The organism is Novosphingobium sp. PP1Y, assembly GCF_000253255.1.
In the GTDB taxonomy this organism is placed as follows: Bacteria; Pseudomonadota; Alphaproteobacteria; order Sphingomonadales; family Sphingomonadaceae; genus Novosphingobium.
In genome coordinates, this window is sequence record NC_015580.1 from 1,009,528 (window position 1) to 1,026,164 (window position 16,637).

The following is a 16,637-nucleotide window of genomic DNA, read 5'->3' on the forward strand; positions in this document are numbered from 1 at the left end:
AGGGGATAGCCCGATGTTCACGCATATCATGGTCGGCTCCAACGACCCCGCGAAGGCCAAGCAGTTCTACGACGCGACCCTGGGTGCACTGGGGATCGGGGAAGGAATGACCTTCGGCGATCGCGTTTATTACCAGAGCCCGACCGGCGCTTTCGGCGTCGGAAAGCCGGCCGACGGCAATGCGGCGTGCCATGCCAATGGCGGGACGATCGGCTTCGCCGCGGCCACCAAGGAGGCAGTCGACGCCTTCCACGCGGCCGGCCTTGCCCATGGCGGTAGCGACGAAGGTGCGCCGGGAAGGCGCGCGCAGGCCCCCGGCAATGCTTATGGCGCCTACTTGCGCGACCCTTGCGGCAACAAGATCTGCGCCTTCACCCAGTTGCCCGAGGGCGAGTGACGCAGTGACTCTGGAAACCGTTTCGACCAACAAGTCCTTCGGCGGCGTCCAGGGCGTCTATCGGCACCAGTCCGCGCAGACGAAGACGGAGATGACATTCTCTGTCTTCGTCCCGGACCATGCGCCGGGCGCGAAACTTCCGGTGCTGTGGTATCTTTCGGGGCTGACCTGCACCCATGCCAATGTCACCGAAAAGGGCGAATTTCGCGCCGCCTGCGCAAAGCATGGCGTGATTTTCATCGCTCCCGATACGTCGCCGCGCGGCGACGACGTGCCGGACGATGAGGCTTACGACTTCGGCAAGGGCGCAGGCTTCTACGTCGATGCGACGCAGGAGCCCTGGGCGAAGAACTTTCGCATGCGCTCCTACATCGAGCAGGAACTTCCCGCGCTGATTGCCGCGAACTTCCCGGTCGACATGGGCCGACAGGGCATCACCGGCCACTCGATGGGCGGCCATGGTGCGCTCACCATCGGCCTGCGCAATGCCGGGCGGTTCCGCTCGGTGAGCGCCTTTTCGCCGATCGTCTCGCCCTTGTCCTGCCCCTGGGGCGACAAGGCGTTGACCGGCTACATCGGCGGCGACCGTGCTAACTGGCGCGAATACGATGCCTGCGCCCTGATCGAGGACGGCGCTCGCCTGCCCGACCTGCTGGTCGACCAGGGCACGGCGGACGGCTTCCTCGAGGAACAGCTGCGCACCGATCTGCTCATCCAGGCCTGCGAGAAGACGGGCCAGCCGGCAACGATCCGGATGCAGGAAGGCTACGACCACTCCTACTACTTCATCTCGACGTTCATGGCCGAGCATGTCGACTGGCATGCCGAGCGCCTGAAAGCCTGACCGGAAGGGAACATCGCGGTAAGCTGAGACGTTTCTTCCGGGCAATCCGCCGGAGGAACCAGACGCGCGATGACCCATCCCGATCGTGAGGACGTGAGCAGGGAGCTCGCGCAGGACGAGGCCGGGCTGAGCCGCCGCGAAAGGTCGAAGGTCAAGGACAGTCAGCGGCTTTCGGCCCTGACTGTCTTTTCCGTCATCCGGCGCGAGGGCGAAGAGGAATTGCACCGCCCCGCCGCTTCCCTGTGGTGGTCGGGCATTGCCGCGGGTTACGGCATCTCCACGTCTGTCCTGTGCCAAGGCCTGCTTTACGACGCATACGAGGGCCATCCCCAGCGCGAGATAATTGCTGCGTGGGGCTATGCGATGGGCTTTATCCTCGTCGTGCTATCGCGGCTCCAGCTTTTCACCGAAAACACCCTGAGCGTCGTCCTGCCGCTGCTGGCGGGGCCGAGCGGTATGCGGCTCTACCGTACGGGGCGGCTCTGGCTGATCGTTCTGCTGGCGAACATGATCGGGACGATGGCGAGTGCGATCATTGCCGTCACGATCGGTTCGCCGGACAGCGAATTGATCGCCGCGATGCTCGAGGTGTCGCGCCATGCTGCGGAGAGCCGGGGCATGGAAGCCCTGCTTAACGGGGTTCCGGCCGGCTTCTTCGTGGCTGCCATCGTCTGGATGCTGCCCAGTTCCAAGGGCTTTGAAATCATCGTCGTCGGCCTGTTCGCGTGGCTGATCGCGGCGGGCGGATTCACGCATGTGATCGCCGGGTCGACCGAGATGTTCATGCTGGCGCTGCATGGCGACATGAGCTTCGGCGAGGCGATTGGGATGCACCTTTTGCCGACCCTGATCGGCAATGTCATCGGCGGGACCGGTCTGTTCGCGCTGCTGGCCTATGGCCAGATTCAGGCGGAAATCTGAGCCTTCGGGCATGGCCTTTCGCGGCCCAGGGCCTATCACGGTGCCATGAGTGAAGATCACTGGAACGGAACGGACGGCGCAGCCCTGATTGGCGCGGCCCTGATCGGCGCGGAGCGCAACCCTTATGCGACAGGCGCCGGCGAGCCGTGCGAAGTTGTCATTCCCGTGGAATCGCCCATCGCCATCGAGACCAACGGGATTGCCTATGCCGTGATGATGGCGACCCCGCTCGATATCGAGGATTTCGTTACCGGTTTCCTGATGGCCGAAGGTCTCGCGCAGGCCGGCGAAGTCGGCGAGGTGGCGGTCCACCGGGTCGAGAACGGCGATTGGGGCGAAGGCTTCGTCGCGCGGGTGAACCTGCCGGAGGCGCGGCTTGGCCCCATTCTCGAACGCGCCCGCCGCCGCGTGGGCGACAGTTCCTGCGGGATCTGCGGGATCGAGGGTGTCGAAGCCGCCTTGCGTCCGCTCCCGCGGTTGCCCGCCGCGCCGCCCGTTCGTCCCGAGGCTATCCGCAGCGCGCTTGTGGCCTTGCGCGAGCGGCAGGACCTGGGAAGGCGGACTTCGGCAACGCACGCCGCAGCTTTCAGTGCGGTTGACGGAACCGTCCAGCTCGTGCGCGAGGATGTCGGCCGCCACAATGCGCTCGACAAGCTGGTCGGCGCGATGGCGCGCGAGGGCATCGATCCGGGGCAGGGCTTCATCGTCGTCACCTCGCGCTGTTCCTATGAACTGGTCGAGAAGACGGTGCGCGCAGGGTGCCCGCTGCTGGTGGCGATTTCCGCGCCGACCGACCTTGCGGTGCGCCGGGCCCGGGCCTCGGGGCTGGACCTTGCCGTGGTGGCCCGGGACGACACGATGCTTTGGATCGGCGCAGGCGAGGAGGAATCGAGCAAGCGTTGACGCGATCCGACCAAGGGCGGCGACCGGGCCCTGTTTTCCTTGTACTCGGCCGGCAGCAAACCTAACTTCACAGCGACTTGGTGCATTCCGCAGGCAAGAAGGTGACAGTAGATGGCGCTAGCGACGGATCAGGCTTCTGAAGAGCTCAAGCTGACTCCACCCGATCCGGTGCCCGTCGTGAAGCCCGAGAAGGCCGCCGGTCTCGTGCCGGTCGACGAGGAGCAGAAGTCCCGCCTGCAGGTGCGTGTCGATGAATTCGTCGAGGACTTGGTTGCCCAGGATTCCAACTCGCCCGAGTTCGGCCGCCGGGTCGACCAGATCACCAACATGGGCCGCAAGGAAATCGCCGAGGCGGCCGGGCAGTCCAACCGTTTCCTCGACCGTCCGATCCGGGCGATGGACGAGACGAGCGGCGTCGGCGCGGATCTTGCCGAACTGCGGCGCACGGTGGAAGATCTCGACCCGTCGACGAAGGGTGACCTCACGACGCGCCGCAAGATCTTCGGGATCATCCCGTTCGGCAGCAAGCTGCGCAACTATTTCGACAGCTACAAGTCCGCGCAAAGCCATATCAGCGCGATCCTTGCGCGCCTGCAGGGGGGCAAGGACGAACTGCTGATGGACAATGCTGCCATCGATGTCGAGCGCCAGAACCTGTGGAAGGCGATGGGCAAGCTTGAACAGATGGTGTTCATGTCCAAGGCCCTCGACGAGACGCTCGAGCAGAAGGCGGCGGATCTCGATCACACCGATCCGGCCAAGGCCAAGGCCCTGCGCGAAACCGCGCTGTTCTACGTCCGCCAGCGCACGCAGGACCTGCTGACGCAGATGGCAGTCACGGTGCAGGGCTACCTGGCGCTGGACCTTGTGAAGAAGAACAACGTCGAGCTGATCAAGGGCGTGGATCGTGCCTCGACCACCACGGTCGGCGCGCTTCGCACTGCGGTCACCGTCGCGCAGGCGATGACGAACCAGCGTCTCGTGCTCGACCAGATCACCGCGCTCAACACCACGACCGCCAACATCATCGATGCCACCGGGCAGATGCTGAAGGACAACACCGCCCAGATCCACCAGCAGGCGGCCAGTTCGACGATCCCGCTGGAGACGCTCAGCCGCGCCTTCCAGAACATCTACGATACGATGGATTCGATAGACACGTTCAAGCTGCAGGCGCTCGACAGCATGAAGCAGACGGTCACTTCGCTGGAAGGCGAGATCGGCAAGTCGAAGGCCTATATCGCCCGCGCGCAGGGCCAGTCCGAAGGGGCGGCATCGGGAGACGGCAAGGCGGCAAAGTCGATGCTGGAGGCCCTGGACTAAGCCGCGATGGCGCGAGGCCGTTCCCCCGTTCAGCAGGAGATCATCCGTGCCGCCCGCAGGCAGCGCGCGGCGCGGCTCTACCATGCGCGCAAGGAACGCTGGCGCTTTCGCTGGCGGCGTATCCGCCGTGCATTCCTGGCGCTGGCGGCCATCCTGGTCGCGGCAATTGGCACCGGTATCTTCATGGACGGCCTGTCCGACACGACCTGGCTGTTGACGATGCTGCTGGGCTTCATCGTCTTCGTGGTCCTGTCCATCTACCCGGCAACGCCCCGGCCCAGGGCAGACCAGCTTTCGGGCGTCGAACTGGCCGAACTGGCGGGATCGACCGAACTGTGGCTGGAGGCCCGCCGCCGGGCGCTGCCCGATGCCGCCATCGACGCCATCGACATGATCGGCGTGCGCCTCGAACAGCTCGCGCCGCAGCTGGCCACGCTCAACGAGAACGGACCGGCCGCGCGCGAGGTGCGCAAGTTGCTCGCCGAACATCTGCCCGGGCTCGTCGACAGCTATACCCGTATCCCGCCGGCCCTGCGCAACAAGGAGCATGCCGGGAGCACGCCGTCCGAACAACTCGTCGACGGGCTGTGCGTAATCGCTGACGAGATCGAGGCGATGAGCCATGACCTGTCGCGCAATGACCTCGACGCACTGGCGACACGCAACCGTTTTCTGGAAACGAAGTATATCGACCAGGGCTGAGACGAGTCCGAGCCGGGGGTTGCCCCTTTGGCTTTGAAGGCGTTACCCTCGCGTCACGCAAAACAAGAAGGAGGACGCGTGGCCCAGGTTGATATCGAACGGATCGAGCGAGACATCACCGCCGTATCGAGGTTCGGTTTCAACGAGGCTGATCGCGGCGTCTACCGACAGGGATTCTCCCCGGAGGACATGGCCGCCCGGGCGTGGCTGCGCGAGCAGTTCGAGAGCCTGGGCATGACCCACGAGATGGACGGTGCAGGCAACGTCATCGGTCGCTACGGCCCTGCGGACAAGCCCGCAGTGGTGATCGCCTCGCACCTCGATTCCGTCCCGGCCAGCGGCATGTTCGACGGCGTTCTGGGCGTGATCGCCGGGCTTGAGGTGGTTCGCACGCTCAAGGAGAACGGCGTCGAGCCGGTCTTTCCGGTCGAGGTCATCGCCACCAGCGAGGAGGAAGGCCGCTTCGGCGGGATGCTCGGCGCGCAGGCGCTGTCCGGGCACCTGACCCGCGAATGGCTGGACAGCGCGGCTGACGAACATGGGCTGATGCTGCGCGACGCCATGGCAGCAGTCGGCCTCGATCACCTCAAGGCGCTGCACGCCTACCGTCGGCCCGAAACGATCCGCGCCTTTCTCGAACTCCACGTCGAGCAGGGGCCGGTGCTCGATACGGAAAAGATCACCATCGGCATCGTCGAGGGCATTTCCGGCGTCTTCAAGTGGAAGGTGCGGCTCATCGGCAAGGCCGACCATGCCGGGACCGCGCCGATGGACATGCGCGCCGATGCATTGATGGGCATGGTCGATTTCGCCCATGAAATCCCGCGCATCATCGACGAGGAGGGCACCGACAAGAGCCGCGTCACCATCGGCTATGTCGCCTGCAAGCCGGGCTTTCCCCACACGGTTCCGGGCGAAGTGGACTTCACCATCGTCGGGCGTGACCTCGATCACGAAAAGATGAAGGCGCTGGCGGAAGCCTGCGAGCGGGTGCTTTCAGCGATTGCCCGCAAGCACAAGCTGCATTTCGAGTACGAACAGATGTCCTGGCTCGAGCCCGCCTATTGCGACCGCACGATCATGGAGCTGATCGAGGACAAGACCAGAAAGCTCGGGTACAGCTACAAGATCATGCCTTCGGGCGCCGGGCACGATGTCCAGTTCTTCTGCGAACATACGCGGGCCGGGCTGTTCTTCGTGCCGAGTGTCAAGGGCGTAAGTCACGCACCGGACGAATGGACGCACTGGTCCGACATCGAGCGCGGGACTCAGCTGCTCTACGAATGCGTCACCGAACTGGCCTGCAACGAAGCCGTCTTGCCCGAACGCGGGGAAGTGGTGGGCGGCTGACAGCGATTGAGTTGCGTCATGCGCAAGACATATGGCATAGAATGCAACTTGATACGAAGGGGTGAATTCGTCATTTTGCTGCAATGCAAAACGCTACTATGACTACGGTGTCGCCAGAACGATCGATTATTGAGGCCATTGCCCTCAAGCGCCTTATCGTTGCCATGTACAATGGCAGCGAGATGGAGCTTGCCCCGCATCAGCTTTTCGAGCGGCACGGCGACCTTTTCGTGAGCGCGCTCAATCCGCGCAAGAACTGGCGCAGCGACGAGGAACGTCGCCTTGGCCACTTCAAGGTCGATGGCCTGTCAAATGTGTCCGTGACCGAAGAAGTCTTCGAGCCGCTGCCGAACTTCGACGGTTCCCTGCCGCGCCCCGACGACAAACAGCTTTTCGCCGTAGGTACCGACTGACCGGTTCCAGTTCGACGGGAAGGTAGCGACCTACTGGCAGGGGATTGACCTTGACGGTCAACCCCGGCGTGTCCTTTCGAACCTCAGATCAGCTCCTCCATCGCGTGCAGTGCGATGGCGTGATTTAGGATGATGTCCTTGCGCGTGTTCTGCGCATGATCGTCGGACTTGCGGTATTCCTCGATCGAGGCGCGCATCTTTGCCTCGTCGAAAATCCCGTGCGAGGCGATCTTTTCCGAGGACAGCCACTTCTCGATCAGCTTGTCGATCTCGGCCGCCTTCTTCACGTCAGTATGCGCCGGGGGCGCCATGAAGGCGAACTTTTCGCGCTTGTAGAGCACTTCGGGCAGGACGTGCTTCATCGCCTCGCGCACGACCCATTTCTCGACTCCGTCGCGCACGCGCACATGCGGCGGGATGCGCATGGCCAGTTCGGCCACGTGGTGGTCGAGGAAGGCCGGGCGGCTTTCCAGCGAGTTGGCCATGTCGACGCGGTCGCCGCCCCAGTTGAGGATCTGGCCTTCCAGCATGGTCTTGATCCAGGAATACTGGACCTTGTCGAGCACGTGGCGCCCATCAAGCATCGACTTGTCGAGGCTGTAAGCGATGGCGGCGATGGGATCGTAGTCGCCGAGCCTTGCCTTGAACTCGTCGGAAAGCAGCGGCTTCACGCGCTCAAGGGTGAGCATCCAGGGCTGGATCCAGCTCGGCGTGAAACCCATGACTTCCTCGAAAGCGGGGTGGCTGATCGTTTCTTCTGCGAGGACCGAGCCTGAGAAGATGGCATTGCGCTTGCGCATCTCCTCAGCCGCAGGCGTCGCGGCATAGTCGGGATCGTGAAGGAACAGGTCGGCCTTGAACTGGGCATAGCCGCCGAACAGTTCGTCCGAGCCTTCTCCGGTGATCACGACCTTGTAGCCGACGTCGCGCACGTGCTTGCTCATCAGCATCTTGGCGACGCCCAGCGTGTTGTAGAACGTGCGCTCCGAGAACATCACCGCGTCCTCGAAGTTCTTGCCGTAGAGGTCCTCTGCCTTGACCCGCAGGATGTCCTGGTCCGCGCCGACCTTTTCCGCCATTTCCGTGGCGATATGGGCCTCGTCGTAGCGGTCGTCGTCGAACGAGATGGTGAAGGCCTTGACCGGCGACTGCTGGATCGCCGCGGCCATGCCCAGGATCGAGCAGGAATCGATGCCGCCTGAAAGATAGCAGGCCACGGGAACGTCAGCCTCCAGCCTGAAGGTGATGGATTCCACCAGCTTTTCGCGCACGGCCTCGATGTGCTCGTCGTCCGAGCGGATGTCGTGGTGCCCATCGAGCGGGAACTCGGCGTCCCAGTAGCGCTTCTGCTCAACCTCGAAGCCGTCGCCCTTGCGGGTGACGATCAGCATGTGCCCGGGCAGGACGGCCTGGATGTCCTTGTATAGCGTCATGCCCGGCACCATGACCTGCATCATCTGGTGCAGCTGCGCCTTGGGGCACACTTCGCGCGGCACGTCGGGATGGGCCAGCATGGCCTTCATCTCGCTGCCCCAGAAGAAGCCATTGGGACCGTTGTGCCAGAACAGCGGCCGGATCCCGAAGCGGTCGCGCACCAGGATCAGCTGTTCCTTCTTTTCATCGAAGATCGCGAAAGCGAATTCGCCGCGCAGCTGTTCGAGGAAATCGAAGCCGTGCTTGCGGTAGAGCTTGAGCGCGATCTCGCTGTCGGACTTGGTGGTGAACTCGAAGCCGTCGGTGCGCAGCAGGCCGCGCAGGCGCTTGTAGTCGTAGAACTCGCCATTGGCGGTCAGGACGAGGCCTGCGTCCTTGTCGAAGATCGGCTGGTCGCCGGCATTGAGGCCGATGATCGAGAGGCGGGTGTGGATCATGGCGAGGCCATGGTCCGGATCGAAATGGAAGCCGCGCCCGTCCGGGCCGCGGTGGTAGAGGCGGTCGGCCATCTTCTCGGCCAGCTTCGGGGTGTTGTCGGAGTAGCCCCCGGGGCTCCACAGTCCGGCAATGCCACACATCGTCGTTGTATCCTTGGTTCTGGGCCCGCCGGTCAGGCGAGGAGTTCTGCAGGCACGACTTCCGCGACCCGACCGAAGATCGCGAGCAGCAACGCCTGGCGGATCCAGACGGCGCCGTCGGCCTGATTGAAATAGAGGTTGTGCTGGGTGTCATCGAGGCTGACGTCGAGTTCCTCGCCGCGTGCGAGCGGGTGGAGGATGACCGTGTCGTCCTTCAGCCTGCTCTTGTCGTTGAGCGAGAAGGCATCCCCGAAGAAGCGATAGCCGTCGCCCAGGTAGGCAATGGCGTTCATGTAGATGACGTCGAGATACTCGAGGCTCTGTTGCAGGTTCTGCGAGAAGTCGATGCCGATCGGGCTGTTCTTCGTCAGTTCGCGCAGTTCCTCACCGAGCGGGTCGGCCATCTCGGAAAAGATGGTGATGTGGTTGATGTTCTCGTGGAACAGCAGCGCCAGCATCAGGAACGACTTGACCGTGCGCATGTTGCCCGGCGTACCGATGATGCCGATGTTTAGGCGGAACTTCTCCGGCAGGCTGGCCCAGGCGATCTCGGGCCGCCACTTGAGCAGTGCGTACCAGTCGGCCAGCGCCTGCGTGGGATGTTCGTCGGAGCCGTTGCCGCCGTTGAGCAGGGGTACGCGCAAGTACTCGCACATTTCGCTCACGGCCGATTGCTCGGTATGCCGCACCACGACGACGTCGGCGTAGGAATTGAACATCTGGCCGATGTCGCGCATCGATTCGCCCTTGGCGACGCCGGTGGTCTTGCCGTCGGCGACGCTGATCGTCTTGCCGCCGAGGTGGAGCATGGCGCTTTCGAAGGAAAGCCGGGTGCGGGTGCTGGGTTCGAAAAAGGCCGCGGCCATGATCTTGTCGTCCATGGCACGGCCGACTTCGAACCGCTTGAGCTGCAGGTAGGCCGCGAACTTGGCCAGTTCGCACAGCAGGTCCTTGTCGAACTGCGCGGCGGAGAGCACCGATGCACCGCGCAACTGGTCCAGCACGTGCAGCTTGAGCTTGGGCGATTTCGCGATGAAGTCGACCGGGTTCGGGCAATTGCCGATCTTGCCCGGGCGCTTGACGATGGCGGGGGCGTGGTCGACCCGCGATGCCGGCAGGGTCACCAGATCTCTCCCCGCGCGATGTCGCGGATGAGCAGGGCGCCCAGTCCCAGCGCGGTGACGGCGCACCATGCCAGCGAGCCATAGACGAGAACGGACAGGAATTGGGTCGAGAAGGTCATTCAGCCTCCCTCAGCAGGGCCCAGTCGAAACGGGTCTTGGACAGGGCGCTGCAGGCCAGCACCCAGATCATGGAGACGGCAGTGGCGATCAAGGATGCCACGTAGAAGCCGATAGCGAAATAGAAGAACAGGCCGACGCCGGCGCCCAGCAGCATCCCGCCGACTGCGCCGGTCGTGTTGGCGCGGCGCCAGTAAAGACCGGTGACGATCGGCCAGATCATCGAGCCGACCAGGGGGCCGGCAAAGAACAGTACCGTCGCCAGCGTGCCGATGCGCGGCAAACATACCGCCCAGGTGAACAGACCGAGCCCCAGCGTTACCCACTGCGCCATCTTCTTGAGCGTCTCGGGATGGGCGGCAGGCCGGAACATGCGACGATAGACGTCCTCGGTCATCAGGTCTGCGGTTGCCGCCAGCAGGCTGTCGATGCTGGAGGCGAGCGAGCAGAACACGATGATGAAGATGCCGATGGCACCGGCTTCACCCAGCACTTCGGCGACGACCAGCGGGCCCACCATGTCGGCGGCGGGCACCGGCACGTTGAGCGCGCCGGAGGCCAAAGCGACGAAACCGGCCGCGAAGGGGATCGGGAACCAGATCAGGCCGCCCAGCGCAAAGGCCTTGCCCGCCACGCCCTCCCGAAAGGCGAAGGCGCGGCTCCACCACACGTTGTTGTGAAAGACCTCTCCCAGCCCGAACAGCAGGTTGTTGAAGATCGCCATGATCGCCGCCGGGAACAGCACGTCGAGCAGGGCAGGGCGCTCGGTGGCGAGATTGGAGTGGATCTTCTCGACCGGGACGTGCGAGAGCACCGCCACGCCGACAATGACGATGCCCACGATGATGATCAGGCTCTGGATGAAGTCCGTGCCGATCACCGCGGCCAAACCGCCGCGCATCGTATAGAGGACGCAAACGCCCAGGATCACCGACATGCCCCAGGCATAGGGGATGCCCGATAGCGTGTTGAGCAGGATGCCGCCGGCCATCGCCATCGAAACCAGCCAGGTCAGCGAGTAGAACAGGGTGAAAAGCAGGAACACCGCCCAGGCGACGCGGCCGTAGCGCAGGCGGAAGAAGTCCCCGCTGGTATAGCCGTTGGGCATCAGCTTGCGGATGCGGCCTGCCATCGGCGCGAAGAGCAGCAGGCCGATCGCCGCCGTCGAGTAGGCGAGCATGCCCCATACGCCCAGTTGCAGGGCGAATTGCGGGGCCAGCATCGTCGTGTTCGAGGTGATCCAGGTCGCCGCTGCCGTTGCCGATCCCAGCGCGAGGCCGATATTGCGCCCGGCCAGGGCATGATCCTCGAAGCTCTTGTTGCGGCGGCCCCAGTAAATGCCGAGGCCGATCCACAGCACGCTGAAGGCGGCGAGCAGGGCCCATCCGACGCCGGCCGGAAGGAGGGCGGCTTCACTTGTCATCGCGCGCTCCCCGGAAGATCACCGCGACCGTGGCGATGAAGACGAGGAAGCCGATTGCGGTCAGGATCAGCGCCTGGGTCAGCGACTGGTGCGTGACCGTGAGCTTGAGCGGCGCAGATTGCGCCCCGGTCTCGTCGCGCAGCGAGAAGTAGTAGGTTCCGCCGGAGAGTCCGGAAAGGAACAGCGCATGGTTCGGGCCTTCGTAGATCGTCCGGGCGTCGGAAAAATCCGCCTTGCGTGCCTGCTGGATGACAACCTCGCCCGAAGCGTCCCAGTCCAGCGTGGTATAGCCGGTGTCGCTGGAAAGCGGTTCGCTGGCAGAGAAGGACGGAGCCGGTGCAGCGATTGCGGCCGCAGGGATGGCCGACATGGCCATGGCTGCCGCGATCAGGGTGCCGGACAGCCGCAGGTGACGCGGCTTGCGCGGGGTTTCGCGCCGGATTGCACGAGGGGAAAGCGATCGACTTGCGGAGGTCAGTCGGGGCCTCCGGTCTAGGGACTTTCGCGTAGGGATTGTTCTTTTACCGTCCTGCCGGCCGCACTGCCGGTGCTCGTGCTGGTTACTCCTAGTAATATGGGGTGCTTATCAGATCGAAATATATAACTGAACCACCGACGGCCAGAAATTCGTGCATGTCTCCGAAACCGTGACTTTCATGCTTGTCACAGCGACGATTCATTGCTCTGTTGCGATGACCTGAGGCAGCCTTGCCGACTGTCGGTTCTGGCCAGCGGAATGTATCGCGCGGCCGAGCAGCGCATGGGTATTATTTTACCGTCGTTCGGGCAATTTCCCGGTCAGCTGTTGGCGTCCTTGACCGTTTCCATCGCCACGAAAGTCGATGTGCTAGACACGTGGGGCAGGCTGGAGATCTTTTCGCCCAGCACGATGCGGTAGCGACGGATGTCAGCCGTGCGGACCTTGAGCAGGTAGTCGAAGCTGCTGGCGATCATGTGGCATTCCTCGACTTCCGGCAGGCGCCGTACTGCCGCGTTGAATTCGCTCAGCGCCTGCTCGCGCGTGTCCGACAGTTTCACCTCGGTATAGGCGACGTGATCGAGGCCGAGGCTGGCCGGGTCGACGACGGCACGAAAGCCCCGGATGACCCCGGATTCCAGCAGGCGGCGCAGGCGCACCTGGCAGGGCGTCTTGCTGATTCCGACTCCCCGCGCGAGGTCCGTCACGGTCATGCGCCCGTCCTCCCGCAGTGCCGCGATGATTTTCCGATCCGTTCTATCCAGATCGACCTCTTTGTCGGTCAAAGTCATTCACATGGCCTAAAATTATCCTGATAATTGGGAAAATAGATCTTCCTATGGCATCTGAAAAGGCAGATTGCCGCATTGCCTTGGATTAACATGACGGCATGACCCAGATCGAGCCCTTTTCCGACTTCGCCCCGCCCGTCCGCCCCGCTTCCGCGCTGCGCGAGACAATAACGGCCGCCTATCGCCGGGACGAAGCCGAGTGCATGGCTCCTCTGCTCGGTGCGGCGAGCCTGAACGACAAGCTGCGTTCGGATATCCGCGATACCACCAGCCGTCTCGTGATTGCACTGCGCAGCGGTCCCAGGGGCAGCGGCGTGGAAGGGCTCGTGCAGGAATACTCGCTCTCCAGCCAGGAAGGCGTCGCGCTCATGTGCCTTGCAGAGGCGCTGCTGCGTATCCCCGATGACGATACCCGCGACGCGCTGATCCGTGACAAGATCGCCGAGGGCAACTGGAGCGGCCACCTCGGCAATGGCAAGTCGCTTTTCGTCAATGCCGCGACCTGGGGGCTGGTGGTGACCGGCAAGCTTGTCGGCAGCGTCGATGACAAGGGTCTGTCCGCTGCACTCACCCGGCTGATCGCGCGTGCCGGTGAGCCGGTAATCCGCCGTGGCGTCGATCTGGCGATGCGCATGATGGGTGAGCAGTTCGTCACCGGCGAGACTATCGAGGAAGCCGTGAAGCGAGCACGCGAGCTGGAAGCCAGGGGCTTCCGCTACAGCTACGACATGCTCGGCGAGGCTGCGACGACGGCGGCCGATGCCTCTCGCTACTATGCGGACTACGAGAACGCTATCCACGCCATCGGCCAGGCTGCGGGCGGCAAGGGCGTCTATGAAGGCCCCGGCATCTCGATCAAGCTCTCCGCGTTACATCCGCGCTACAGTCGGGCGCAGGCAGGGCGGGTGATGGACGAACTGCTGCCGCGGGTGAAGGCGCTGGCGGTACTTTCGAAGCGGTATGACATTGGCTTCAACATCGATGCCGAGGAAGCCGACCGGCTCGAGCTGTCGCTGGACCTGCTCGAGAGCCTTGCGCTCGATCCCGAACTTACTGGCTGGAACGGCCTTGGCTTCGTGGTCCAGGCCTATGGCAAGCGCTGTCCCGCCGTCATCGACTGGATCGTCGATCTTTCCCGCCGGGCGCAGCGGCGGATCATGGTCCGCCTCGTCAAGGGCGCCTATTGGGATGCGGAGATCAAGCGCGCTCAGGTCGACGGGCTGGAGGACTTCCCGGTCTATACCCGCAAGGTCCATACCGACGTTGCCTACATCGCCTGCGCGCGCAAGCTGCTGGCCGCGCCGGACGCGGTGTTCCCCCAGTTCGCGACCCACAATGCGCAGTCGCTGGCGACGATCTACCACCTTGCGGGGCCGGATTTCAGCGTGGGCCAATACGAATTCCAGTGCCTGCACGGCATGGGTGAACCGCTTTACAAGCAGGTCGTCGGCAAGGATAACCTCGATCGGCCCTGCCGCATCTATGCGCCGGTCGGGACTCACGAGACGCTGCTGGCCTATCTTGTGCGGCGCCTGCTGGAGAACGGCGCGAATTCGTCTTTCGTGAACCGCATCGCAGATCCGTCGGTGCCCGTTTCGGAACTGGCCGCCGACCCGGTCGACGTCGTGCGCGCGATGCCCGAGCCGGGTGCGCGACATCCGCTGATCGCCCTGCCGCGCGACCTCTACCCTCATCGCCGCAATTCGGACGGTATCGACCTGTCCAGCGAAGCCGAGCTGGCGGCCCTGGCCGGTCAATTGCGCAAATCCGCAAGTATCGATTGGTATGCCATGCCCGAATATGGGCAGGGAGAGGAGCGCCCGGTCCTGAACCCGGCCGATCATCGTGACGTCGTGGGCTGCGTCTTCGAAGCCGCGCCCCAAGTGTCGGAAATGGCAGTCTCACGCGCGGCGCTCAGCCGCTGGAAGCATGTGCCGGTAGCCGAGCGCGCGGCTATGCTGGAAACCGCCGCGGACGTCCTTCAGGACCGGATCGGGGTGCTCATGGGTCTCGTCATGCGCGAGGCGGGCAAGTCGGCCGCAAATGCCATTGCCGAAGTGCGCGAGGCGATCGATTTCCTGCGTTACTACGCCACGCAGGCCCGCGATACGCTGGGCGAGGATCAGGCGCCGCTTGGCCCTGTGGTCTGCATCAGCCCGTGGAACTTCCCTCTGGCAATCTTCATCGGGCAGGTCACCGCCGCGCTTGTCTCGGGCAATCCGGTGCTGGCCAAACCCGCCGAGGAAACCCCGCTGATTGCTGCCGAAGCCGTGCGTATCCTGCACGAGGCCGGCGTTCCCAGGGATGCGCTCCAACTCGTTCCCGGAGACGGCAAGGTCGGCGCGGCGCTGGTGGCCGCCTCCAAGGTTGCAGCGGTGATGTTCACCGGGTCCACCGAAGTGGCGCGCCTGATCCAGCGGCAGCTTTCCTCGCGGCTGTCGCCGGCCGGCAAGCCGATCCCGCTGATCGCCGAAACCGGCGGACAGAACGCGATGATCGTCGATTCCTCGGCACTGGCCGAACAGGTCGTGGGCGACGTCATCGCTTCGGCCTTCGACAGTGCGGGCCAGCGCTGCTCGGCATTGCGCGTGCTGTGCCTGCAGGAAGATATCGCCGAGCGGACCCTGACCATGCTCAAGGGGGCGCTGGCCGAATTGCGCATCGGCAACACGCAGCAACTGGCCGTCGACATCGGCCCGGTCATCACGGCCGAGGCCCGGGACAACATCAACGCGCACATCGAAGCGATGCGCAAGCGCGGGCACAAGGTCGAGCAGGTCGCGGTCCCCGCTGACGAGACAGCCCATGGCACTTTCGTGGCCCCGACGATCATCGAGATCGACAGTATTGCGGATCTCGGCCGCGAGGTCTTCGGCCCGGTCCTGCACGTGCTGCGTTTCCGCAGGGCGGACCTCGGCAAGCTGGTCGATGCGATCAACGCTACTGGTTACGGCCTGACTTTCGGCCTGCATACGCGACTGGACGGTACCGTGGCACAAGTCACTTCGCGCGCGAAGGCAGGCAACCTCTATGTCAATCGCAACATCATCGGTGCCATCGTCGGGGTGCAGCCTTTCGGTGGGCGCGGCCTTTCGGGGACCGGCCCCAAGGCCGGCGGGCCGCTCTACCAGGGGCGGTTGGTCACGGTTCCGCCGCAGGTCCTCCCGCCCTCGGGAAAACCTTTCGATGCGCTTGGTGCTTTTATCGAGTGGCTGGAGAGGCAAGGCGAGACTGCGGCCGCCGATCGCGCCCGCGCGATGGGTGCGGCCAGCGCGCTCGGCACCGAGCTTGCGCTGCCGGGCCCGGTCGGAGAACGTAACCTCTATGCGCTGCATCCGCGCGGCCGGATCCTGCTGTTCCCGAAGACGCGCGAAGGGCTCTTCGCACAGATCGCCGCAGCACTGGCAACGGGCAACCGCGCGGTGGTGGAAGGCATGGCGCTTCCCGCCGACTTGCCGCCACAAGTGGCGTCCTTCTTCGAAAGCGACTCGGACGAATCGTTCGGTGCCGTGCTTGTCGAAGGGGGTAGCGAGGACGTTCGCAAGGCTTGCGAGGCAGTCGCAAGACGCCCCGGCGCGATTGTCACGGTCCACGCTTCTCTGCCGGGCAAGGATCTGGAGTGGCCGCTCGATTTCCTGCTGGAGGAAGTCTCCATCTCTATCAACACGACCGCAGCAGGCGGCAATGCGAGCTTGATGATGATCGGTTAAACTGTTGCTCTGGATGGTCTATTGTCGAAATCGGCCCGATTGCTGCCTGACCGAAGGAACAGTTGGCGATCATTGAGGCCGTGCGTCAAAAGGACAATTGGCTAATCCTTATTGCGACGCAATTTCCAT

General features: G+C 63.9%; 15 protein-coding genes. 9 read left to right on the forward strand and 6 right to left on the reverse strand.

Annotation, left to right across the window (positions count from 1 at the left end; genetic code table 11):
• Positions 1–13: 13 nt before the first annotated feature.
• From PP1Y_RS10940 to PP1Y_RS10975, 8 genes are all read left to right on the forward strand, one after another.
• Positions 14–397, forward strand: a complete 384-nt coding sequence (locus PP1Y_RS10940; protein ID WP_041558776.1) for a VOC family protein — start codon at positions 14–16, stop codon at positions 395–397.
• 4 nt (positions 398–401) lie between these two features.
• Complete coding sequence (gene fghA, locus PP1Y_RS10945) at positions 402–1,241, forward strand: S-formylglutathione hydrolase (RefSeq protein WP_041558777.1); 840 nt, start codon at positions 402–404, stop codon at positions 1,239–1,241.
• A 69-nt stretch (positions 1,242–1,310) separates the two neighbouring features.
• A complete protein-coding gene (locus PP1Y_RS10950) occupies positions 1,311–2,162 on the forward strand; it encodes a formate/nitrite transporter family protein (protein ID WP_013832286.1) in 852 nt (283 codons plus the stop codon).
• Positions 2,163–2,207: 45 nt separating this feature from the next.
• Positions 2,208–3,065 carry a formate dehydrogenase accessory sulfurtransferase FdhD gene (fdhD, locus tag PP1Y_RS10955; protein ID WP_013832287.1) on the forward strand — a complete coding sequence of 286 codons (858 nt, stop codon included), beginning with the start codon at positions 2,208–2,210 and terminating at the stop codon, positions 3,063–3,065.
• A gap of 111 nt (positions 3,066–3,176) precedes the next feature.
• Entirely contained in the window at positions 3,177–4,388 is a 1,212-nt protein-coding gene (locus PP1Y_RS10960) for a toxic anion resistance protein (RefSeq protein ID WP_007013527.1), read from the forward strand.
• Between the two features lie 6 nt (positions 4,389–4,394).
• Positions 4,395–5,090, forward strand: coding sequence for a hypothetical protein (locus PP1Y_RS10965; RefSeq protein WP_041558778.1), 696 nt, complete (start codon positions 4,395–4,397; stop codon positions 5,088–5,090).
• Between the two features lie 78 nt (positions 5,091–5,168).
• A complete protein-coding gene (locus PP1Y_RS10970; protein ID WP_013832289.1) occupies positions 5,169–6,440 on the forward strand; it encodes a Zn-dependent hydrolase in 1,272 nt (423 codons plus the stop codon).
• A gap of 98 nt (positions 6,441–6,538) precedes the next feature.
• Positions 6,539–6,853: a WYL domain-containing protein gene (locus tag PP1Y_RS10975; protein ID WP_013832290.1), complete on the forward strand. Its 315-nt coding sequence runs from the start codon at positions 6,539–6,541 to the stop codon at positions 6,851–6,853.
• 83 nt (positions 6,854–6,936) lie between these two features.
• Here the strand turns inward: PP1Y_RS10975 and asnB are convergent, their stop codons facing one another.
• The 6 genes from asnB to PP1Y_RS11000 all read right to left on the reverse strand — a co-directional run bounded on the left by asnB (position 6,937) and on the right by PP1Y_RS11000 (position 12,798).
• A complete protein-coding gene (gene asnB / locus PP1Y_RS10980; RefSeq protein ID WP_013832291.1) occupies positions 6,937–8,865 on the reverse strand; it encodes an asparagine synthase (glutamine-hydrolyzing) in 1,929 nt (642 codons plus the stop codon).
• A 32-nt stretch (positions 8,866–8,897) separates the two neighbouring features.
• Positions 8,898–9,989, reverse strand: a complete 1,092-nt coding sequence (locus PP1Y_RS10985) for an aspartate carbamoyltransferase (RefSeq protein WP_041558779.1) — start codon at positions 9,987–9,989, stop codon at positions 8,898–8,900.
• Positions 9,986–10,108 (reverse strand): hypothetical protein, encoded by a 123-nt coding sequence (locus PP1Y_RS26500; RefSeq protein ID WP_007013532.1) that lies wholly within the window; start codon positions 10,106–10,108, stop codon positions 9,986–9,988. The genes PP1Y_RS10985 and PP1Y_RS26500 overlap by 4 nt, the downstream gene beginning before the upstream one ends.
• Positions 10,105–11,529: a sodium:solute symporter family protein gene (locus PP1Y_RS10990; protein WP_013832293.1), complete on the reverse strand. Its 1,425-nt coding sequence runs from the start codon at positions 11,527–11,529 to the stop codon at positions 10,105–10,107. Before PP1Y_RS10990 ends, PP1Y_RS26500 begins: the two co-directional genes overlap by 4 nt.
• On the reverse strand, positions 11,519–11,899 hold the full coding sequence (locus PP1Y_RS10995; protein ID WP_013832294.1) for a hypothetical protein: 381 nt from the start codon (positions 11,897–11,899) through the stop codon (positions 11,519–11,521). Before PP1Y_RS10995 ends, PP1Y_RS10990 begins: the two co-directional genes overlap by 11 nt.
• A gap of 428 nt (positions 11,900–12,327) precedes the next feature.
• Positions 12,328–12,798 carry an Lrp/AsnC family transcriptional regulator gene (locus PP1Y_RS11000; RefSeq protein ID WP_013832295.1) on the reverse strand — a complete coding sequence of 157 codons (471 nt, stop codon included), beginning with the start codon at positions 12,796–12,798 and terminating at the stop codon, positions 12,328–12,330.
• 98 nt (positions 12,799–12,896) lie between these two features.
• Between PP1Y_RS11000 and putA the strand changes: the two genes are divergently transcribed.
• The gene (gene putA, locus PP1Y_RS11005; RefSeq protein WP_013832296.1) at positions 12,897–16,508 is read left to right on the forward strand and encodes a trifunctional transcriptional regulator/proline dehydrogenase/L-glutamate gamma-semialdehyde dehydrogenase; all 3,612 of its coding nucleotides are present in this window, start codon (positions 12,897–12,899) and stop codon (positions 16,506–16,508) included.
• Positions 16,509–16,637: the final 129 nt, after the last annotated feature.